This is a genomic window from Flavobacterium sp. PMTSA4 (genome assembly GCF_032098525.1).
Lineage (GTDB): Bacteria > Bacteroidota > Bacteroidia > Flavobacteriales > Flavobacteriaceae > Flavobacterium > Flavobacterium capsici.
This window is the reverse complement of sequence record NZ_CP134890.1, coordinates 2,184,150-2,204,356: the sequence shown is the minus strand read 5'-3', so window position 1 is coordinate 2,204,356 and position 20,207 is coordinate 2,184,150. Positions and strand designations below refer to the sequence as shown.

The 20,207-nt window shown below is 30.8% G+C and carries 18 protein-coding genes; 9 read left to right on the top strand and 9 right to left on the bottom strand.

The window, feature by feature from the left end:
• Positions 1–27 precede the first annotated feature (27 nt).
• The 3 genes from mnmG (at position 28) to RN605_RS10055 (ending at position 3,619) form a co-directional block, all read left to right on the top strand.
• Positions 28–1,899 (top strand): tRNA uridine-5-carboxymethylaminomethyl(34) synthesis enzyme MnmG, encoded by a 1,872-nt coding sequence (gene mnmG, locus RN605_RS10065; protein ID WP_313324530.1) that lies wholly within the window; start codon positions 28–30, stop codon positions 1,897–1,899.
• 64 nt (positions 1,900–1,963) lie between these two features.
• Positions 1,964–2,809, top strand: a complete 846-nt coding sequence (locus RN605_RS10060) for a class I SAM-dependent methyltransferase (protein ID WP_313324529.1) — start codon at positions 1,964–1,966, stop codon at positions 2,807–2,809.
• 234 nt (positions 2,810–3,043) lie between these two features.
• The gene (locus tag RN605_RS10055; RefSeq protein WP_313324528.1) at positions 3,044–3,619 is read left to right on the top strand and encodes an OmpH family outer membrane protein; all 576 of its coding nucleotides are present in this window, start codon (positions 3,044–3,046) and stop codon (positions 3,617–3,619) included.
• Between the two features lie 36 nt (positions 3,620–3,655).
• On the opposite strand, the gene RN605_RS10050 is transcribed toward RN605_RS10055, so the two are convergent.
• Together RN605_RS10050 and RN605_RS10045 are read right to left on the bottom strand one after the other, a co-directional pair.
• Positions 3,656–4,042: a DoxX family membrane protein gene (locus tag RN605_RS10050; RefSeq protein ID WP_313324527.1), complete on the bottom strand. Its 387-nt coding sequence runs from the start codon at positions 4,040–4,042 to the stop codon at positions 3,656–3,658.
• 4 nt (positions 4,043–4,046) lie between these two features.
• Positions 4,047–5,195: a DNA polymerase III subunit gene (locus tag RN605_RS10045; RefSeq protein WP_313324526.1), complete on the bottom strand. Its 1,149-nt coding sequence runs from the start codon at positions 5,193–5,195 to the stop codon at positions 4,047–4,049.
• 216 nt (positions 5,196–5,411) lie between these two features.
• Between RN605_RS10045 and RN605_RS10040 the strand changes: the two genes are divergently transcribed.
• The 4 genes from RN605_RS10040 (at position 5,412) to RN605_RS10025 (ending at position 10,405) form a co-directional block, all read left to right on the top strand.
• Positions 5,412–6,599 (top strand): phosphoglycerate kinase, encoded by a 1,188-nt coding sequence (locus RN605_RS10040; RefSeq protein WP_313324525.1) that lies wholly within the window; start codon positions 5,412–5,414, stop codon positions 6,597–6,599.
• Between the two features lie 73 nt (positions 6,600–6,672).
• Positions 6,673–8,937 (top strand): LysM peptidoglycan-binding domain-containing protein, encoded by a 2,265-nt coding sequence (locus RN605_RS10035; protein WP_313324524.1) that lies wholly within the window; start codon positions 6,673–6,675, stop codon positions 8,935–8,937.
• 40 nt (positions 8,938–8,977) lie between these two features.
• Positions 8,978–9,952: a DUF4837 family protein gene (locus RN605_RS10030; RefSeq protein ID WP_313324523.1), complete on the top strand. Its 975-nt coding sequence runs from the start codon at positions 8,978–8,980 to the stop codon at positions 9,950–9,952.
• Between the two features lie 6 nt (positions 9,953–9,958).
• Entirely contained in the window at positions 9,959–10,405 is a 447-nt protein-coding gene (locus RN605_RS10025; protein WP_313324522.1) for a GNAT family N-acetyltransferase, read from the top strand.
• On the opposite strand, the gene RN605_RS10020 is transcribed toward RN605_RS10025, so the two are convergent.
• The 7 genes from RN605_RS10020 to RN605_RS09990 form a co-directional block, all read right to left on the bottom strand.
• The gene (locus RN605_RS10020; RefSeq protein ID WP_313324521.1) at positions 10,402–11,217 is read right to left on the bottom strand and encodes an OmpA family protein; all 816 of its coding nucleotides are present in this window, start codon (positions 11,215–11,217) and stop codon (positions 10,402–10,404) included. The genes RN605_RS10025 and RN605_RS10020 overlap by 4 nt on opposite strands.
• The gene (locus tag RN605_RS10015) at positions 11,217–12,854 is read right to left on the bottom strand and encodes a S41 family peptidase (RefSeq protein ID WP_313324520.1); all 1,638 of its coding nucleotides are present in this window, start codon (positions 12,852–12,854) and stop codon (positions 11,217–11,219) included. The genes RN605_RS10020 and RN605_RS10015 overlap by 1 nt, the downstream gene beginning before the upstream one ends.
• 36 nt (positions 12,855–12,890) lie before the next feature.
• Positions 12,891–13,289, bottom strand: a complete 399-nt coding sequence (gene rnpA, locus RN605_RS10010) for a ribonuclease P protein component (RefSeq protein ID WP_313324519.1) — start codon at positions 13,287–13,289, stop codon at positions 12,891–12,893.
• A 2-nt stretch (positions 13,290–13,291) separates the two neighbouring features.
• Positions 13,292–13,705 (bottom strand): hypothetical protein, encoded by a 414-nt coding sequence (locus RN605_RS10005; RefSeq protein WP_313324518.1) that lies wholly within the window; start codon positions 13,703–13,705, stop codon positions 13,292–13,294.
• Between the two features lie 72 nt (positions 13,706–13,777).
• A complete protein-coding gene (locus RN605_RS10000) occupies positions 13,778–15,652 on the bottom strand; it encodes a M1 family metallopeptidase (protein ID WP_313324517.1) in 1,875 nt (624 codons plus the stop codon).
• Between the two features lie 9 nt (positions 15,653–15,661).
• Positions 15,662–17,245: a S8 family peptidase gene (locus RN605_RS09995; protein ID WP_313324516.1), complete on the bottom strand. Its 1,584-nt coding sequence runs from the start codon at positions 17,243–17,245 to the stop codon at positions 15,662–15,664.
• 72 nt (positions 17,246–17,317) lie between these two features.
• Entirely contained in the window at positions 17,318–18,178 is an 861-nt protein-coding gene (locus tag RN605_RS09990; RefSeq protein WP_313324515.1) for an MBL fold metallo-hydrolase, read from the bottom strand.
• Positions 18,179–18,406: 228 nt separating this feature from the next.
• Between RN605_RS09990 and RN605_RS09985 the strand changes: the two genes are divergently transcribed.
• Together RN605_RS09985 and sufB are read left to right on the top strand one after the other, a co-directional pair.
• Positions 18,407–18,736: a HesB/IscA family protein gene (locus RN605_RS09985; RefSeq protein ID WP_313324514.1), complete on the top strand. Its 330-nt coding sequence runs from the start codon at positions 18,407–18,409 to the stop codon at positions 18,734–18,736.
• A 16-nt stretch (positions 18,737–18,752) separates the two neighbouring features.
• Positions 18,753–20,201 carry a Fe-S cluster assembly protein SufB gene (sufB, locus tag RN605_RS09980; RefSeq protein ID WP_313324513.1) on the top strand — a complete coding sequence of 483 codons (1,449 nt, stop codon included), beginning with the start codon at positions 18,753–18,755 and terminating at the stop codon, positions 20,199–20,201.
• The last annotated feature ends 6 nt before the right edge of the window (positions 20,202–20,207 follow it).

Here is a 20,207-nt window from a genome sequence, read left to right as displayed (position 1 = left end):
TCCACGTGAAACAATACAGAAAAGAAAATGTTTTTAGAAAAATATGATGTTATAGTTGTTGGTGCTGGTCATGCTGGTTGTGAAGCTGCTGCTTCGGCGGCCAACATGGGTTGTTCAACTCTTTTGGTGACCATGAGTTTGCAAAATATTGCGCAAATGTCATGCAATCCTGCTATGGGTGGAATTGCAAAAGGACAAATTGTGCGTGAGATTGATGCACTTGGCGGTTATTCTGGAATTATTTCAGACAAAACAGCAGTTCAGTTTAAAATGCTCAACAAATCAAAAGGTCCAGCAATGTGGTCGCCAAGAGTTCAAAGTGATAGAATGCGTTTTGCAGAAGAATGGCGTTTACGATTGGAACAAACACCAAATCTTGATTTTTACCAAGAAATGGTTAAAGGTTTGTTGATTAAAAACAATAAAGTTGAAGGTATTGTTACTTCTTTAGGAATTGAGATTAAATCTAAAACGGTTGTTTTAACAAACGGAACTTTTCTAAATGGTTTAATTCATATTGGTGACAAACAATTTGGCGGCGGAAGAGCAGGAGAAAGCGCTGCTTTCGGAATTACAGACGATTTAGTTAAAGTTGGATTTGAAGCAGGAAGAATGAAAACAGGAACACCACCAAGAGTTGATGGACGTTCTTTAGATTATTCTAAAATGCGAGAAGAACCAGGAGATGAAAAACCTGCAAAATTCTCCTATTCAGATGAAACGAAGCCTTTAACTCATCAAAAATTATGTCATATGACTTATACTTCGTTAGAAGTACATGATATTTTACGCGAAGGGTTTGATCGTTCACCAATGTTTAATGGAAGAATTAAAAGTATTGGACCAAGATATTGTCCATCAATTGAAGATAAAATAAATCGTTTTGCGGATAAAGAAAGACATCAATTGTTTGTTGAGCCTGAAGGTTGGGATACAGTAGAAGTTTATGTAAATGGGTTTTCAACATCTTTACCAGAAGATATTCAATTCAAAGCATTACGTTCTGTGGCTGGTTTTGAAAAAGTTAAATTTTTCCGTCCGGGCTATGCAATAGAATACGATTATTTTCCGCCAACGCAGTTAAAACATACTTTAGAAACAAAGTTAGTTGATGGTTTATTCTTTGCTGGTCAAATTAATGGAACTACTGGTTATGAAGAAGCAGCTTCTCAAGGTTTAATGGCTGGAATTAATGCAGCTTTAAAAGTTAAAGAACAAGAACCATTGATTTTACGTAGAGATGAAGCTTATATTGGAGTTTTAATTGATGATTTAATTACAAAAGGAACTGAAGAACCATATAGAATGTTTACATCCAGAGCTGAATACAGAACGCTTTTACGTCAAGATAACGCTGATTTTAGATTAACTCCAAAAGGATTTGCTATTGGTTTAGCTAAAGAAAAGCAATTGCGTAGAATGGAATATAAGTTTGAAGAAAGCGAAAAAATGGTAAATTATTTCAAAGAAACAAGTATAACTCCAGAAGAAGCAAATCCAGTTTTAGTTGAGAAAGAAAGTTCAACCATGACTCAATCAGATAAAATGTTTAAAGTTTTTTCAAGACCACAAATTGAATTAGATGATATAATTCGTTTTGAAAAAGTTAAAAATTATATTTCTGAGAATAATTTAGATGATGAAATTGTTGAACAAGCAGAAATTCAAGTTAAATATTCTGGATATATTGAAAAAGAAAGAAATAATGCCGAAAAATTAATTCGTTTAGAAGACATTAAAATACCTGAAAATTTCGATTATAATAAAATTAAATCGATGTCGATAGAAGCAAAGCAAAAACTATCTTCAATTCGTCCGGTTACAATTTCACAAGCTTCTAGAATCAGCGGTGTTTCTCCTGCGGATGTTTCAGTTCTATTAATTTATATGGGAAGATAATTTTTATTCTATTGAATGTTCCACGTGAAACGAACCTTGTTAAATCCTATAAATAAAGAGATAAATGAGTTTTCATAATAATATTTTTTACAAAAAAACCAAAGATTATTCTGTTTCGCAAGAAGTTTTTGATTTACATCATAATCCTGAATTTGATATGTTGCTAACTTTTCCGAGACCAAGTTTGGAAGATTTACCGCGTTATTATGAAAGTGAAGATTATATTTCACACACCGATGGAAAACGCTCTTTATTTGAAAAAATTTATCAATTAGTAAAAGGAATTGCGCTTAGAAGAAAACTAAAACTAATTAACACAATTTGTGAAAAAGGAAATCTTTTAGATATTGGAGCTGGAACAGGAGATTTTCTTTCGGTTGCAAAAAATGACAATTGGAAAGTTAAAGGAATTGAACCAAATCAAAAGGCAAAATCAATTGCAATAAATAAAGGAGTTGATTTTGTAAATGATCTAAATGAATTAGAAGATAATTCGTTTGATGTAATTACAATGTGGCATGTTTTAGAACATGTTCCAAATTTGGAAGAATACATTACAGAGTTGAAAAGATTAATAAAACCTAATGGTTCAATAATTATTGCAGTTCCTAATTATAAATCTTTTGACGCAAAATATTATCAAGAATTTTGGGCAGCATATGATACACCAAGACATTTATGGCATTTTTCAAAAAAATCAATTAAACTTCTTTTTGCTCAACAAGATTTAAAACTTATAGATGTTTTGCCAATGAAGTTTGACAGTTATTACGTAAGCTTATTATCTGAAAAATATAAAAACGGAAAAATGAATTTTTTAAACGCAGTTTGGATTGGTTGGAAGTCTAATCAATACGGAAAACGCAAAAAAGAATTTTCATCACACATTTATATTATAAAAAACAGTTAAAAACCTTTTTTAGAACCGCTATTAATTGTTTTTTTGAGCCAAAACAAAATAGATGTCTTTTTTAAAACGCCTTCTTAAATCAAATTTATATGTGTTTATTTCTATAAATAATCATTATTATTATTTAAAAACATATAAATTTTAACAATAGTTGAGATATTTAGAAAAAGAACAGGCTAAATAATGAATTTAATTTTTTTACTTTTGGAACCTTAAAATAATTTGAAAAATATAATGAAAAAAACAATTACTGCTTTAGCAATATTATTTACTTTGATTGCTTGCGAAAAGACAACCCAAACAAAAGAATTTAAAACTGCTTACATAGATACGTCCAAATTAATGGAAGAAAGTATTGAAGCGAAAGATATTGAAGCTAAATACAAAGAAAAATCTAAAACAATGGGTACGCAGTTAGAAGCTGAAGTGAATCGTTGGAAAAGTGAAGCCGCAAATTTTCAAAAAAACGCACAAGCAAATGGTCAAGCTTGGGCACAACAAAAAGGAGCTGAATTACAAAAAAGAGAACAACAATTGTCATATGCTCAAGAAGGAATATTGCGTCAATTGCAACAAGAAAGTGGTGCTGAACTTGATTCGTTAGTTACTTCTTATAAAAAAGAAATCAAGCAATACGGAAAAGAAAAAGGATATGATTATATCTATGGAACAGGAGAATCTAATTCAGTTTTATTTGCTAAAGAGAATTATGATATCACCAAAGAAATTATCAAGATTGTAAATGATAAATACAAATCTACTGATAACAAAGAAGAGAAAACAGAAAAAAAGGAAGAACAAAAAAAATAAATTAAAACCAGCTGAAAAGCTGGTTTTTTATTTTCTTTAATTCAACCAATATACTGCTAATACTGAAGGAATAAAATAAATAGCTATTGTTCTTGCGCCATCATAATCTTTTGCCAATCGTTGTCCAAATAAAAGTAAAATTAATGTGATTGATGAAAAAACAGCGCCATAAAAGCCAAAAGTTCTACCGCCATTTATTAATAATTCTGCACAACCAACCAAGGTTAAAATTCCTGTTATAAGTTCTAATAAAAGTACTATTGTTAAAGATAAAGGCACATAATTTTTTAGCAAACTTGTTTTCGAAAAATGACCTTTCAACCATTCGACATTTCCATTCCAATCAAAGATTTTATCATAAGCAGATTGAATGAATGTAATCGCTAGAAATATTAAAATCAATAAAGAAGCAGGATTGTTCATAATCTTATTTTTTATGGATTAAACGAGTGAGTTTTATTGACAAATCAGTTAAAATTATTTTTGCATTTCCGTTTCTTTCAATTAAATAAATTGCTTCGGATAGTGATTCAAATATATCTAAAATGTTTTCACCCGTAACAAAAGGAGCAAATTTTTCAAAAGTAAAACCTTGTGTTTGAGGCTCAACATAAACTAATTCGCGAGTTTCATAATTGTGCAGTAATGCCTGTCTAAACATTATGATGCAATAATTTAAAAATTGCTTCTGACTTTCCCTACCAATACCAGCAATGGATTCACTCCAAGCAATTAAATCATGAATTACTGCTGCATTTCCTTTTGCTTTAAAAGCACTTCGAACCCAATGAACAAACCATTCTTCAAAAGGATGTTCGTCTTCATCATGTTTTAAAAAATGTAAAGCCTTGTTATAATTTCCTTGAGCTTGATGAGCAATTTTATCTGCTAAATTTGATTCAATATTGTACTTATCAATCAGTGAATTAGCGATTATTTTTTCGGGCAATGCACCAAAATGTAAAACTTGACATCTTGAACGAATGGTTTGAATAATATCTTCTTCATCTTCAGAAATCAAGAGAAATAATGTTTTCTCAGGTGGTTCTTCCAATAGTTTTAGAATTTTATTGGAAGCAGCAATGTTCATTTTTTCTGCCATCCAAACAATCATAATTTTATAACCACCTTCATAGGATTTTAAAGCTAAAGATTTCAAAATATCGGTTGCATCTTCAACTCTAATTTCTCCTTGCTTGTTTTTTACACCAAGATGTTTGTACCAATCAAATAAACTTCCATAAGGATTTGATAATACAAATTCTCTAAAATCAGTTAAGAAATCAGCACTTTTTGGTTTTGATTTTACATCTTCATTAGTAACATTAGGAAAAATAAAGTGTAAATCAGGATGCGAAAGTGAATTAAATTTCAAATTACAACTTTGGTTTCCTTCAGAATTATTCTCCGAAGAATTTCCACATAATACCAATTGTGCATAAGCAATGGCCATAGCCAAAGTTCCCGAACCTTCAGGACCAACAAAAAGTTGCGCGTGTGGAATTCTGCCCGCAACTGTACTTTTTATCAAGTGATTTTTAATATAATCTTGTCCTATTATCTCTGAAAACTGCATAAAGCAAATATAAGTGAAAAAATAGCTTTAACTATAAATTCAAATCGGTCTAATGTTATGCTATTTTCTCTTAGAATTAGCTTTTAAAAATCAATGCTTTGATATTAAATCAATTATAAATTAAAATTTAGTTAAAAAACATCGATAAAATGGCAAAAAACCTCGATGAAACGTTTTTTTATTATATTTGCAGAAATCAAAACTAATCTCAATTCCATGAAAACCATCAATGATTTTAATTTTAAAAATCAAAAAGCCATTATCAGAGTAGATTTCAATGTTCCATTAGACGAAAACTTTAATGTTACTGATGCTAATCGTATTGAAGCAGCAAAACCTACAATTGATAAAATATTGTCTGATGGAGGAAGTGTTGTTTTGATGTCTCACTTAGGTAGACCAAAAGGAAAAGAAGAAAAATATTCGTTGAAGCATATTGTTTCAAAGTGTTCAGAAGTTCTTGGAGTTACTGTAAAATTTGCAGAAGATTGTAGAGGAAATGTAGCTAAAGATGCAGTTTCCAATTTGCAAAATGGTGAAGTTTTATTATTAGAAAATCTTCGTTTTTATCCAGAAGAAGAAGCTGGAGACAAAGATTTTGCTAAAGAATTAGCTTCTTTAGGCGATATTTATGTAAATGATGCTTTTGGAACGGCACATAGAGCACATGCTTCCACAACAATTATTGCACAATTTTTTCCAGAGAAAAAATGTTTTGGATTGCTTTTGGCTAAAGAAATAGAAAGCTTGAATAGGGTTTTAAATAATTCTGTAAAACCTGTAACTGCAGTTCTTGGCGGTTCAAAAGTTTCTTCAAAAATTACAGTTATCGAAAACATTTTGGATAAAGTTGACCACATGATTATTGGTGGTGGAATGACTTTTACATTTGTGAAAGCTTTAGGCGGAAAAATTGGTGATTCAATTTGTGAAGATGACAAACAAGATTTGGCTTTGGAAATTTTACAAAAAGCAAAAGAGAAAAACGTTCAAGTTCACATTCCAGTTGATGTAGTTGCCGCTGATGCTTTTTCTAATGATGCTAACACAAAAATTGTTGATGTTCGAGAAATACCTGATGGATGGCAAGGTTTAGATGCTGGGCCAAAATCGTTAGAAAATTTCAAAAAAGTAATTTTAGAAAGCAAAACCATTCTTTGGAACGGACCGTTAGGTGTTTTTGAAATGGAAAATTTTGCAAACGGAACAATTACTTTAGGTGAATATATAGCTGAATCTACCAAAAATGGTGCTTTTTCACTAGTTGGTGGTGGCGATTCAGTTGCTGCGGTAAAACAATTTGGCTTAGAAGAAAGAATGAGCTACGTTTCTACTGGCGGAGGAGCAATGTTAGAAATGCTAGAAGGAAGTGTTTTACCCGGAATAGCAGCAATTTTAGAATAATAAAAAATAACACAATAATTTTCAACAAATTGCGTTATTAAAGAAATAAAAAATCACTTTAGAAAATAAAGTCATGAATAAATTAAAAATCACCTCGTTAGCACTAATTTTACTAACAAGTATTGGATTTGCACAAGACTCAATTATTACTGCAACTGTAAAGAAAGAACCATTAACCAGACAACAGTTTTTGGATTCTATCAAAGGAACGTTTGTTCGTGATAATCTTGCTGCTTGCATTGATAGCATGTGGATGAAAGAATTAGCAAGTCTAGATTTATATGATGAATTGACTTTAGATATTGAAAACATTGATGTTGACCAAAAAGTTGATTATGAACTACCAACAGAATTATTAAAAGAACGATTAAAAAAACTTGACGAAAAATCGCCATTTAATATTGAATACAACCAAGGATTAGAAAACGTAATTAAATCATTTCTAAAAAATAGAAGAAAATCATTTGAAAGATTAATGGGAATTTCGCAATATTATTTCCCAATGTTCGAAGAATCATTATCAGCTCAAAATATTCCTTTAGAAATAAAATACTTAGCAGTTGTTGAATCAGCTCTAAACCCAAGAGCTGTTTCTAGAGTTGGCGCTACGGGTTTGTGGCAGTTTATGTATCAAACAGGAAAACAATACAATTTAAATATTGATACTTATATTGATGAAAGAAGCGATCCTTTGAAAGCTAGTAAAGCTGCAACACAATATATGAAAAACATGTATGCAATTTTTGGTGATTGGGATTTAGTTTTAGCATCTTATAATTCTGGACCAGGAAATGTTGCGAAAGCAATTCGCCGTTCTGGAGGAAAACAAAACTATTGGAATATTAGACCATATTTACACAAAGAAACACAAGGTTATGTTCCAGCGTTTTTAGCAACAATGTACATTTTTGAATATCACAAAGAACATGGAATTGTTCCTCAAAAACCAGTTGCTAATCACTATGCAACGGATACAATAAACATTAAAAGAAAAATGACATTCAAACAAATTTCAGATTTGTTAGATGTTTCGGTTGCAGAATTACAATTTCTAAATCCTTCGTACAAAAGAGACGTTATTCCATATATCACAGGAGAAAATCATTATTTAAGATTACCTTCTGATAAAATTGCTCGTTTTGTTTCTAATGAAGATAAAATTTATGCTTACGTAAATTATGAAGATTCATTAAGAGAAAGACCATTTACATCAAGTTCTGCAATTGCTTCAAACGGAGCTACAACTTCTCGATTAAAATATCATAAAGTTAAACGCGGTGATACTTTGAGTGAAATATCAGAATCTTATGGAGTTTCGGTTTCAGAATTAAAAAAATGGAATAAACTTCGAAGCAATTATGCACCATTAGGAAGAAAGCTTAAAATTTATACCGAAGAAACAGTTGCTGTTGTTGAGAAAAAACCAACTAAAGTTGATACAACTTTTGTTAAAGAATCAAAAACTGCAATTGCATCGAATACTAAAAATTATATTGAAGAAAAAGTGGTTTCTTATAAAGATGTTGTAAAATATCACAAAGTAAAAAAAGGTGATAATCTTGGAGAAATTGCAAATAAGTATGATGTTTCTGTTGCAGAGGTGAAAAAATGGAACAAGCTTAAAAGCAATAACATTAATCTTGGCGCAAGTTTGAAAATTGTTAAAAACGAAAGAGTTGTAACAATCGTTAAAAAAGAAATTAAGGCTGATAAAGTTAATTCAACTATTGAAGAAGAAACACAAGTAGCTTTAAATGAAAATAATGATGCACAAGCAAATCCAGAAGATTTTTATGTAGTTCAAAAAGGAGACAATTTGTTTACAATCGCTAAGAAATTCAACGTTTCATTAGAAGATTTGAAAGAATGGAATAATATTGAAGATGGAATTATTCAATCGGGTTCAAAAATTGTTCTAAACAATGAATCAAAAGCCTCTAAAGAAGTTGAAGAAACTCCAAAAGCGGAAACAAAAATTGTTGAATATGTTGTAAAAAGCGGTGATAACCTTGGTGCTATTGCAAAAAAATATAATGCTTCAATTTCTGATTTAAAAGATTGGAACGAATTAGAAGACGATAACATTACTGTTGGTTCTAAATTAATTGTTTCCAAAAAATTATTTGTAGTTCCAAATCAAACTGTGAAAGCCACCAAAAATCAAGCGGTTGCTCAATCTAAAAAAGAAGAAGTTAAACATTACTACGTGAAAAAAGGTGATTCTTTGTTTAGCATCGCAAAAAAATATCCAGGTGTGACAATTTCAGATATCAAAAAATGGAATGATATCAAAAATGAAAGCATCAAACCAGGCATGAAACTAAGAATTAGCAGTTAATCCGAAAATCTTCAATATCTTTGGGTTTTATTTATGACAAATGAATAAAACCCTTTTTTTATTTTTAAGTTTTATCCTTTTGACAAGTTCTTGTCAAAAAAAAAGCGATTCTCAAAGTCAAGAAAAAGCTGCAGCAATAAACACAATTTCTGTAATTATTGATGAACAGCTCTGGAATGGCGAAGTTGGCGATAGCATCAGAAATAAATTTGCATCACCAGTTTTAGGATTGCCTCAAGAAGAACCACTTTTTACCATCAAACAATTTCCCGTAAAATTATTTGAAGGATTTTCGACAGGAAGTCGTAATATGATTATTGTAAAAAAAGAAAACAAAGGCGAGTATAAAATTGTAAAAAATGAGTTTTCTACGCCACAAAATTCTTTTCACATTTCAGGAAGAAACACTAGCCAAATAATTTCTATCCTTGAAGAACATGCTTCAGAAATAATCAACCGAATGAAGCAAACAGAAATTGAAGCTTATCAAAAAACACTACTTGATTCTATTCTTAGCGCCAAAAAAATCAAAACAAAATTTTCGATTGACATTACGGTTCCAGCAAATTATGATTATGCGCAAACTAGTAAAAATTTTGTTTGGCTAAAAAAAGAAATAACCAGCGGAAACACGAGTTTATTGATTTATCAAGTTCCTTATAATTCTATTGGTTCAAAACAAGTTGTTAACTCAATTGTGAAAATTAGAGATTCGATTGGCAACAAATTTATTCACGGAAGACCAAGAAATTCAATGATGATTACGGAAGAAGCTTATTTCCCTTATTTTTCAAAAGTAAAATTAAACGGTTTTGACGCTTTTGAAACCAAAGGAACTTGGCAAATGAAGAACGATTTTATGTCTGGACCGTTTATAAATTATGCTATTAAAGATAAAGCGAATAACAGAATTCTGATTTTGGAAGGATTTTGTTATGCACCATCAAAAACAAAGCGTGATTTGATGTTTGAGCTAGAAGCAATAATAAAATCTTTAAAAATTCTAAAAAAATAATCTTTCATGTCAATAGAATGGATAATAAAGCGATTTGAGGCACTTTCTACCCAAGAACTATATCAATTGCTGAAACTAAGAAGTGAAGTCTTTGTGGTTGAACAAAACTGCGTTTATTTAGATATTGATGATAAAGATCAAAAGGCATTACATTTATTTGGTTTAACAGATGGAAAAATGGTTGCTTATGCTCGACTTTTTAAACCAAAAGATTACTTTGAAAATGCTTCTATAGGCAGAGTTGTAACACATCCAGATTTTAGAGCAAAAAAAATTGGTCACGAACTGATGCAACAAGCGGTAAATGCTATTGAAGAATATTTTGGCGAAAAGCAAATTACGATTTCAGCGCAATTGTATTTAAAAAAATTCTACGAAAGGCATGGATTTACTCAAACCAGCGAGATGTATCTCGAAGATGATATTCCGCACATTGAGATGAAAAGACACTAAATTTTTGTAATTACAAGCTCAACTCTTCGGTCATATTCTGTGCCTTTTCCAAGTGGAACAGTATTTCCATAACCTTTGAACGTCATTCGGTTTTTAGCAATTTTTTTAAACACTAAATATTTATAAACTGATTGTGCTCTGTTGGTTGATAATTCTCTTTTTCGGGTTTCACGGTCAATAGCTTCTTTTTGATATTGTGGCGTACAACAAACATGACCTTGAATTTCAAATTGTAAATTTTTGTATTTCATCAATAGTTTGGCAATTTTATCTAAAGCCGTTTTTGATTTAAAGTCTAATTTACTGCTTCCACGATCAAAAAGTATATTATCTAAGTAAATATGATCGCCAACAATGTGATTTTTTTGAATTGTATTGTAAAAACCTGGAATTTCAATTTTTGGCAAAGGTTTTAGGTTGATAACTACATCGACACGACGATTTTTAGAACGTTTTTCAGGAAGATTTTCTACCACGTCATCATCAATCAAAATTCTTCCTTTTCCTTCGATAGTGACGATAATTCGGTTTTTAATTCCGCCATCAATCATTTTTTGTTGAATAACCGAAGCACGTTTGGTTGAAAGTTTAAAATTATAAGCTTCTTTTCCGATGTCATCTGTATAACCAAAAATTTCAATGGATTCAATTCGAGTAGAATCTATTTTTTTGATAAAATTAATTAATTCGTCACCTTGTTTGGCATTTAAATCAGATTTATCAAATTCAAAATATACAGAATGAACGGCTTCTTCTTGAGCATGAACAAAGGAAATAAATAAGAAAAAACTTAATATTTGGAGTAATCGCATTATTTTAAAATTTTAGAAAAGGCTGTTTTATCATTAAGTAAAGTAACTGCTTTTTTTACTTCAGCATTGTTTTTAATGTAGTATTGATATAAACCTTCTTTGTATTGGTATCGTTTAATAATTTCGTCTAACAATAAATTCTTAATTTCTTTTGAGTTTTTATCAATCATTGTTTCTTCACTTTTTTGAACAGCAGAAAGCAGTTGTTGATATTCGTTAGCAATAGCTGAATCAATATTGTCTTTTTTAGCTTTTTCTAACATGCTTTTTAATGCAACTTCAGTTTCAGTATTGATATTGATTTTTTCTTTTTTTATGAAAGCTTTAAAATCAGCTAAATCAGCATCTGTTAGTGTTGGGATTTTATCTCCAAGATTTGGATTTTTATAGTAATAATTAGTTACGTAGTTAAAAATTGCATCATTTTTTTCTAAAGCTTCAGCTATTTTGCTGGTTTTGGTTTCTTCCATTACAACATCTGGTAAAATTCCACCACCATCGTAAACTGTTCTTCCGTTTCTGGTTTTAAAAGCATTATAATTTTTTTCGTCGGTTCTAATGGCTTTACCATTTTTGTCTTTCAAAGAATAATTTAATGCCTGAATACATCTACCGGATGGTGTATAATATTTAGAAATAGTAACTTTTACTTGTGTTCCATAAGTCATGTCAAAAGGACGTTGAACTAATCCTTTTCCAAAACTTCTGCTTCCGATAATTACTGCGCGGTCCAAATCTTGCAAAGCACCAGAAACAATTTCAGATGCTGAAGCACTTTTTCCATCTACAATAATTGCAATTGGAATTTCGGTATCAATTGGTTCACGAGTTGTTTTATATGTATTATTATACTTTTCGTTTTTAGATTTAGTTGTAACGATTACTTCATTTTTTGGAACAAATAAATTACAAATATTAACTGCTTCATTAAGCAAACCACCAGGATTTCCCCTTAAGTCTAAAACAATTTGAGTTGCACCATCATTTTTAAGTTTTTCTAAAGCTTCTTTTGTTTCAGATGATGCTTTTCGGTTGAACTGTGATAAAACAATGTATCCAGTTTTGTCGTCAATTTTTCCAAAGAAAGGAACAGCTTTTACTTCTACTTCATCTAAAACTAACTGAGCATTCATTGGTTTTCCTTGGCGTAAAAATTTCAGATTAATTTTTGTGTTTTTTGCACCTTTCATTAATTGTGATGCATCATCTTTGAAATCGGCAATTACTACATCGCCAATTTGAATAATTTCATCACCAGCTTTTAATCCAGCTTTATCAGCAGGAAAACCTTTATATGGTTCTTTAATGATAAGTTTATCTTCTTTTCGGGTTATCATAGCACCAATTCCAGTATATTCGCCAGTATTGTTAATTTTATATTTGATAACATCTTGTTCGTTGAAAAAGTTGGTATAAGGATCAACTTCGGCAAGCATACTTTTAATGCTTTTATCCATTAATTCAGCTGGATTTAAGTCATCAACGTAGTTTTGATTTACGGTTTTATAAACATTTGTGAAAATTTCTATTTGCTTGGCAATTTCAAAAAAATCTTGACTAAAACTAACGTTTACAAATGAAAAATAAGCTAGTAAAACAGGAAGTATATATCTTTTTTTAAATTTTAAAATCTTCATAAAGTATGATTTATTTATATCGTATTCACGAATATACTAATTCTGAATTTTAGTTTCGTTTTCCTTGAGTGAATTAACAAATTTTTCAAACAATTGTATTGTTTTTTCATTGATTTCAGAATATTCTAATTTGTCTTTTGTTTGATAAAAAAACATGAAACAATATTTTTTTTGGTTCAAATTATCAATCAGTAAATGTTTGTTTAACCGGTAACATTCTCTAAGAACTCGTTTAAAATAATTTCTATCTACAGCATTTTTGAAATATTTTTTGGAAACCGAAACACCCATTTTTAAAGCAACTTCTTCTTCAAAATCATGTTGAATATAAACCAAACGCAAAGGATATTTACTTATGGAATTTCCTTGAGTAAACAGTAAATCAATAATTTTTTTACTTTTTAATTTTTCCTCTTTTGGATAAGAATAATCCATTTTTATTTGACATTGTAGATATTATATACAAATTTTACTTCGTTATAATTTATATAAAATTGCATTCGGTTGCCTTCTTTTTTCTTTGTAATAACTAGAATATTACATTTTGAAAATTTATTATCGATACATTCAAAAGGAACAATATTTACCTCATCGTTATCAATGATTTCACCATAAGCTTTAATCTTAAACGATTGTACCTCATTTGAATTGACAGTAATTAGATTTTTTCTAGCATCAATAGAAATTAACACATTAGCATCAACAAATTCCGACCATTCATTCCAATTTCCTTTAGTATCTTTTTCAGTAAAACTTACACTACTGGTTTTAAAACGTATAGGTTGAGCATAGCTTTTTTGAACGCCTATAGTCATAGCAAAAAATAGAATGAGAAATTTTATGTGCTTCATGATGAAAAATATTTGTGGTAAATCTACAAATTCTATTCCAAAAAAAAGCGAACCTAAAAGTTCGCTTCTTGATTATTTTAATTCATAAACATTATTTTCTCTTTTCACATCTGCCATTAATCCGCTTGAGTCTAGAGTTATTTTTTTAATAGATGATTTTGCTTTCGGAATTTCAAAGAAATAATTAGGATTTGCCCAAGTCCAGCTTTCTAAAACAGTTCGTTTAATTTCAGGATTTGGATTTTCTTTTTCAAAAAACATCATTTGTAAAGGAATGTAAAAACTTTCTTTTGAACCATCAGTATATTCAACCAAAACATCAATTGGCATAGGAGTTCTACCGATTCTTTCTAACGAAACACCTGTTCTTTGAACACCATCAGTTGCAGCTTCAACATTTTTAATACCATAGTCGATTGTGTTTAAAGTTTCGGTCCAATCGATTAAATACCAATCTAATTCAGCGCCAGAAACTCTTTCAGCAGTTCGCTTTATATCATTTGGTGTTGGATGCTTGAATTTGAAATCAGAAAAATATTTTTTTAAAGTCTTTCTTAGATTTTCTTTTCCGATTAAATATTCTAATTGTGCTAAAAAAACTTCGCCTTTGCTATATGAAGCTATACTATAACTTCTGTTTTCATCATATCGGTCAGCATGGGTTGAAAGCGGTTGTTCTTTACCAGAATTGGCTAAATTAATATAATTTTTATAAGCACCAGCAAAAGGATTTTCTGCTTTTTTAGATGATAGTATGTTCATTACCCAATCTTCGATATAAGAAGTGAAACCTTCGTCCATCCAACTATGTTTACTTTCGTTAGTTGCCAAAACGTGTTGGAACCACGAATGTCCCATTTCGTGAGCAATTAAACCAACAAATCCGCCTAAAGTTCCTTCGCCAAGCACCAAAGTACACATAGCGTATTCCATTCCGCCATCGCCGCCTTGAATTACAGAATATTGTTTGTATGGATATTTGCCAACGTTTTGATTGTAAAAATCCATTATTTTTGAAGTTAATGGTTCAGCTTGTTTCCAAACAGCAATAATTTTTGGATTGTTTTTGTATAAAAAATGAAGTGTTACGCCATCAGGACGAACTAATTTGTCGTGAAGATAATTTTTGTCAGCAGCCCAAGTAAAATCATGAACATTTGGAGCAATAAAATGCCAAGTTAAGGTTTTAGCATTTGAATCTTTCTTAACTGATTTACCATCATCTTCGTAACCATAACCAATTTCGTTGTTGTTTTTTAGATAACCTGTTCCGCCAATAATATAATTTTTATCGATAGTGATTTTTACATCAAAATTTCCCCAAACACCGTGAAATTCTCTAGCAATATAAGCATCAGCATGCCAACCTTCAGTATCAAATTCGGCCATTTTTGGATACCATTGTGCCATCGATAATTCAACTCCTTCGGCATTATTTCTTCCAGAACGACGAATTTGAATTGGAACTTGACCATCAAAATTTAAGGTAAAACAAGTTGATTTTCCTGGCAATAAAGGTTTATTGAGCGAAACTTCTAAAATGGTTCCTTTCTCAATAGCTTTTGCAGCTACATTATCTTGCTTGAAATTTGAGATTCTTAAATAGCCAATTTCGTTTGGTTTTAGCTTTGCAATTCTACTTTCTTTGATTTCTTTTCCATCAGCATTTTTTACTTTATCAACCATTCTAGAATCTGGATCGACGATGTTTTGCAAACGGTTATCCATTTCACTTCCGGGTTGAAAAGCATTGTTGTACAAATGATAATACACTTTTCTAAGTGTATCTTCAGAATTGTTTTTATAGACTAATTTTTGTGTTCCTTTGTATTGATAGGTTGTTACATCCATTGTAACTTCCATTTTGTAATCTACTTTTTGTTGCCAGTAATTTTTAGTTTGTGCGATACAAAAAGCGGGAAAAAGGAATAAAAAAAAGTACTTCATGATTTAGATTTATAATTTTGGATTGGTTTTAATTTCTTTTGAAAGTTGTTCGGCCATTTTCATAGCGTTGTAAGCATTCACAATTTTACCAGAAACACAAGCTTCTGAAAAAGGAATCAATTTGTGTTCATCACCAACTTCTACATCAAAATTAATTGGCGTTCCCGATTGCATGATGATTTGTTTTACTTGTGTGGCTTTTAAATTTGGATAAAATGAACGAATCATTGCAGCAACACCTGCAACGTTTGGCGAAGCCATAGACGTTCCTTGTTCGTATTTGTATTTTCCATCAGGAATTGTTGCATAAATTTTTACTCCAGGCGCAAAAACATCTACATTTTTTGCTCCATAATTTGAAAAATCAGCAACCATTTTTGGACCATAATTGTTGTTTAAAGCACCAATTTTTAAAACATTCGATGCAATTTCAGTTTTTTTATCTTTAGAATCAGAAGGAAAACTTGGTTCTGTATCTACATTTTTTCCGTCATTTCCAGCAGCAAAAACAATTAAAACATCTTTACTTTCGGCATATTTTATTGCATCCCAAACCCATTCAGCATGTGGAGAATAATCTTTTCCAAAACTTCCATTGATAACCTTTGCTCCATTATCTACAGCATAGCGAATTCCTAATGCGATGTCTTTATCATATTCATCACCATTTGGAACCGCACGAATTGGCATAATTTCTACATTTTCGGCAACACCATCGCCACCAATTCCATTGCCACGAACTTGAGCAATAATTCCAGCAACATGTGTTCCATGAAGTGAATCTTTTCGGTCTTCAGAATAGACTACGTTATTACCATATTTTTTATCATTGATGTCTTCTGGATTATCGCCAACTATTTTTCTTCCATCAAATTCTTTGTTTAAATTATAATTCAATTGGTCGTAAACATAATCTTTGAACTCTTTTAAATCTTCATGAAAATCTTTCCCACCAGATTGTTCTGCAAAAGATTGCATCATTCTTTTGCTTTGAAATAATTCATATTTCACAGAAGGCATGTCATTTAATTCCTCCAAAGTGTAATCATCTTTTTTCAAAAACTCACGAACAGTTTTATCGGCTTTTAAAAACATATCAACGGTTGGCTTCAAAGGGAAAACCTTGTTGTATTTTTTCTCATAATCTGCCAAAGCATTTTTGTAAACTTCTGAACTATCATTTGGTTTTTTCAAAATTCTAACCAATTCTAAGTTTTCATTGTTTGATTCACCAAGAAAATTCCATCCATGAACATCGTCAACAAAGCCATTTTTGTCGTCATCTTTTTTATTGTTGGCTTTTTCTTTTTTATTAGTCCAAATGGTAGATTTTAAATCTGGATGATCAATGTCAACACCTGAATCGATCACGGCAACAATAACTTTTGAACCTTTTTTGTCTTTAATAAGTTCATTGTAAACTTTGTCAACACTCATTCCAGGAATAGAATCTTTTTCTAAATCAAGATGACTCCAACGTTGCAATTGTTCTTCGCTAAGCGGTTGTTTTCTGTAGCTTACAGTATCCGTAGTTTGCGAAAAAGAAGTATAAGAAAGCGCAATTAATGAAATTGCTAAAAACTTTTTAATCATAGCTTTTAAATTTTTATCATATGAGTAGTGTAAAAATAATTGCTTTTGTTACAGGAAATTAAACGATTAACACTACATTAAGATTTCGCTGCATTTGAAAACTTCTTTTAAGCGAACTCCTTTTTCGGTATTTTCTACAGTTATGATTTCGTTATGTGCATCGTGTTCTAACCATAAATAGAAATTATTTTCAGCAGCAGTTTTTAAAAACTTTTCTTTTTCGGGTAAAGTTAAAAGTGGTCTTGTATCATAACCCATAACATATGGTAACGGAATATGACCTGCAGTTGGTAGTAAATCGGCACAGAAAACAATAGTTTTGTCTTTGTATTTTACATGTGGAATCATCATTTTTTCGGTGTGACCATCAACATAAAAAATATTAAATTCCAACTCTTTTGAGAAACTAAAATCTCCTTCAGGTCTTTTTACAAAATTAAGTTGACCACTTTCCTGCATCGGAATAATGTTTTCATGTAAAAAAGAAGCTTTTTCCCTAGCATTTGGTTTTGTTGCCCATTCCCAGTGATTATCATTAGTCCAAAATATAGCATTCTTAAAAGCAACTTCATAACCAGTTCTATCTTTGTTCCAATTAACGCTTCCACCACAATGGTCAAAATGTAAATGTGACATAAAAACATCAGTAATATCGTCACGATGAAAACCTAATTTTTGCAACGAACCATCTAAAGAGTGATTTCCCCAAAGCGAATAATAGCTTAAGAATTTTTCAGATTGTTTGTTTCCCATTCCTGTATCAATTAAAATTAATCGATTTTCATTTTCAATAAGCATACAACGTGCAGCAATATCGATGAGGTTGTTTTCATCTGCAGGATTGGTTTTATTCCACAATGTTTTTGGAACAACTCCAAACATTGCTCCACCATCGAGCTTAAAATTTCCAGCTTCTATAGGGTAGATTTTCATGGTTACTAGTTTTATACAAATATAAAATACTAGAATAGAAAAGTTTTAAAAATGAAAATTGTTTTTAAAATCTACTTTAAAAATTCATAATTTTTAAAAGAGGAATTCATTCAAAGGATTATATAAAATCTATTTATCACTATATAAGTTATAAAAATGTTACTATTCATTGAAAAAAACGATTAATGTAGTAACTTTGCAGTTAATTTAGACAAAATCAAAATAACAATGATAAAAGTATCAGATGACGCTAGTAAAAAAATCGTTGCAATGATGCAAGAAGACGGTTTTGATGCAACCAAAGATTATGTTAGAGTAGGCGTAAAAAGTGGTGGTTGCTCAGGTTTGTCGTATGAATTAAAGTTTGATAAAGAGCTTGGAGAAAACGACAAAGTTTTTGAAGATAATAATGTGAAAATAGCGGTTGAAAAAAAATCGTTTCTTTATTTAGCAGGAACAATTTTAGAATTTTCAGGAGGATTGAACGGAAAAGGATTTGTTTTTAATAATCCGAATGCTTCAAGAACATGTGGATGCGGCGAGTCGTTTTCACTATAAAAAACAAATAATCATTATGGCAAAATATACCGAAGACGATTTAAAAGTTGAACTCGAAAGCAAGGAATACGAATATGGTTTTTACACCGAATTAGATTCTGAAACTTTTCCAGTAGGTTTAAACGAAGAAATCGTTCGCGCTATTTCATTAAAAAAAGAAGAACCAGAGTGGATGACCAATTGGCGTTTAGATGCATTTCGAGCTTGGCAGGAAATGATTGAACCAGAATGGGCAAATGTTCATTATGAAAAACCAGATTTTCAGGCAATTTCTTATTATTCATCACCAAAAAAATCAGATCCTAATAAAACATTAGACGATGTTGATCCAGAACTTTTGGCGATGTATAAAAAGTTAGGAATTTCTATTGATGAGCAAAAAAAAATGAATAATGTTGCCATGGATATCGTGGTTGATTCAGTTTCAGTTGCCACAACATTCAAAAAAACATTGGCAGAAAAAGGAATTATTTTTTGTCCAATTTCTGAAGCTATCAAAGAACATCCAGAGTTGGTAAAGAAATATCTTGGAACGGTAGTTCCTCAAAGAGATAATTTTTATGCAGCATTAAATTCTGCAGTTTTCTCAGATGGAAGTTTCTGTTACATACCAAAAGGAGTTAAATGTCCAATGGAATTATCAACCTATTTCCGTATAAATCAAGCAGGAACAGGACAATTTGAAAGAACATTAGTAATTGCCGATGAAGGAAGTTATGTTTCTTATTTAGAAGGCTGTACTGCACCGAGTCGTGATGAAAATCAATTACACGCTGCAGTTGTTGAATTAATTGCTTTAGATGATGCCGAAATAAAATATTCAACGGTTCAAAATTGGTATCCAGGAAACAAAGAAGGAAAAGGCGGTGTTTATAATTTTGTGACCAAAAGAGGTTTGTGTGAGAAAAACGCAAAAATATCTTGGACTCAAGTTGAAACGGGTTCAGCTATAACTTGGAAATATCCTTCATGTGTATTAAAAGGTGATAATTCGGTTGGAGAATTTTATTCGATAGCAGTAACCAATAATTTTCAACAAGCTGATACGGGAACCAAAATGATACATTTGGGTAAAAACACCAAATCAACCATTATTTCAAAAGGAATTTCGGCAGGAAAATCTCAAAATAGCTATCGTGGTTTGGTTCAAATTAGCGCAAGAGCTGATAATGCTCGTAATTTTTCCCAGTGTGACAGTTTGTTAATGGGAAATAATTGTGGCGCACATACATTTCCATATATAGAAAGCAAAAATACTTCAGCAAAAATTGAACACGAAGCTACGACGAGTAAAATAGGTGAAGACCAAGTTTTCTATTGTAATCAACGTGGAATTCCAACCGAAAAAGCGATTGCTTTAATTGTAAACGGATTTAGTAAAGATGTTTTAAATAAATTACCAATGGAATTTGCTGTAGAAGCTCAAAAATTATTGGAAATTTCATTAGAAGGTTCAGTAGGTTAATAATAA

Excerpts from the sequence above, each read along its gene's own strand:
- mnmG (WP_313324530.1), top strand. The coding sequence starts at position 28 with ATGTTTTTAGAAAAATATGATGTTATAGTTGTTGGTGCTGGTCATGCT.
- RN605_RS10060 (WP_313324529.1), top strand. The coding sequence starts at position 1,964 with ATGAGTTTTCATAATAATATTTTTTACAAAAAAACCAAAGATTATTCT.
- RN605_RS10055 (WP_313324528.1), top strand. The coding sequence starts at position 3,044 with ATGAAAAAAACAATTACTGCTTTAGCAATATTATTTACTTTGATTGCT.
- RN605_RS10050 (WP_313324527.1), bottom strand. The coding sequence starts at position 4,042 with ATGAACAATCCTGCTTCTTTATTGATTTTAATATTTCTAGCGATTACA.
- RN605_RS10045 (WP_313324526.1), bottom strand. The coding sequence starts at position 5,195 with ATGCAGTTTTCAGAGATAATAGGACAAGATTATATTAAAAATCACTTG.
- RN605_RS10040 (WP_313324525.1), top strand. The coding sequence starts at position 5,412 with ATGAAAACCATCAATGATTTTAATTTTAAAAATCAAAAAGCCATTATC.
- RN605_RS10035 (WP_313324524.1), top strand. The coding sequence starts at position 6,673 with ATGAATAAATTAAAAATCACCTCGTTAGCACTAATTTTACTAACAAGT.
- RN605_RS10030 (WP_313324523.1), top strand. The coding sequence starts at position 8,978 with ATGAATAAAACCCTTTTTTTATTTTTAAGTTTTATCCTTTTGACAAGT.
- RN605_RS10025 (WP_313324522.1), top strand. The coding sequence starts at position 9,959 with ATGTCAATAGAATGGATAATAAAGCGATTTGAGGCACTTTCTACCCAA.
- RN605_RS10020 (WP_313324521.1), bottom strand. The coding sequence starts at position 11,217 with ATGCGATTACTCCAAATATTAAGTTTTTTCTTATTTATTTCCTTTGTT.
- RN605_RS10015 (WP_313324520.1), bottom strand. The coding sequence starts at position 12,854 with ATGAAGATTTTAAAATTTAAAAAAAGATATATACTTCCTGTTTTACTA.
- rnpA (WP_313324519.1), bottom strand. The coding sequence starts at position 13,289 with ATGGATTATTCTTATCCAAAAGAGGAAAAATTAAAAAGTAAAAAAATT.
- RN605_RS10005 (WP_313324518.1), bottom strand. The coding sequence starts at position 13,705 with ATGAAGCACATAAAATTTCTCATTCTATTTTTTGCTATGACTATAGGC.
- RN605_RS10000 (WP_313324517.1), bottom strand. The coding sequence starts at position 15,652 with ATGAAGTACTTTTTTTTATTCCTTTTTCCCGCTTTTTGTATCGCACAA.
- RN605_RS09995 (WP_313324516.1), bottom strand. The coding sequence starts at position 17,245 with ATGATTAAAAAGTTTTTAGCAATTTCATTAATTGCGCTTTCTTATACT.
- RN605_RS09990 (WP_313324515.1), bottom strand. The coding sequence starts at position 18,178 with ATGAAAATCTACCCTATAGAAGCTGGAAATTTTAAGCTCGATGGTGGA.
- RN605_RS09985 (WP_313324514.1), top strand. The coding sequence starts at position 18,407 with ATGATAAAAGTATCAGATGACGCTAGTAAAAAAATCGTTGCAATGATG.
- sufB (WP_313324513.1), top strand. The coding sequence starts at position 18,753 with ATGGCAAAATATACCGAAGACGATTTAAAAGTTGAACTCGAAAGCAAG.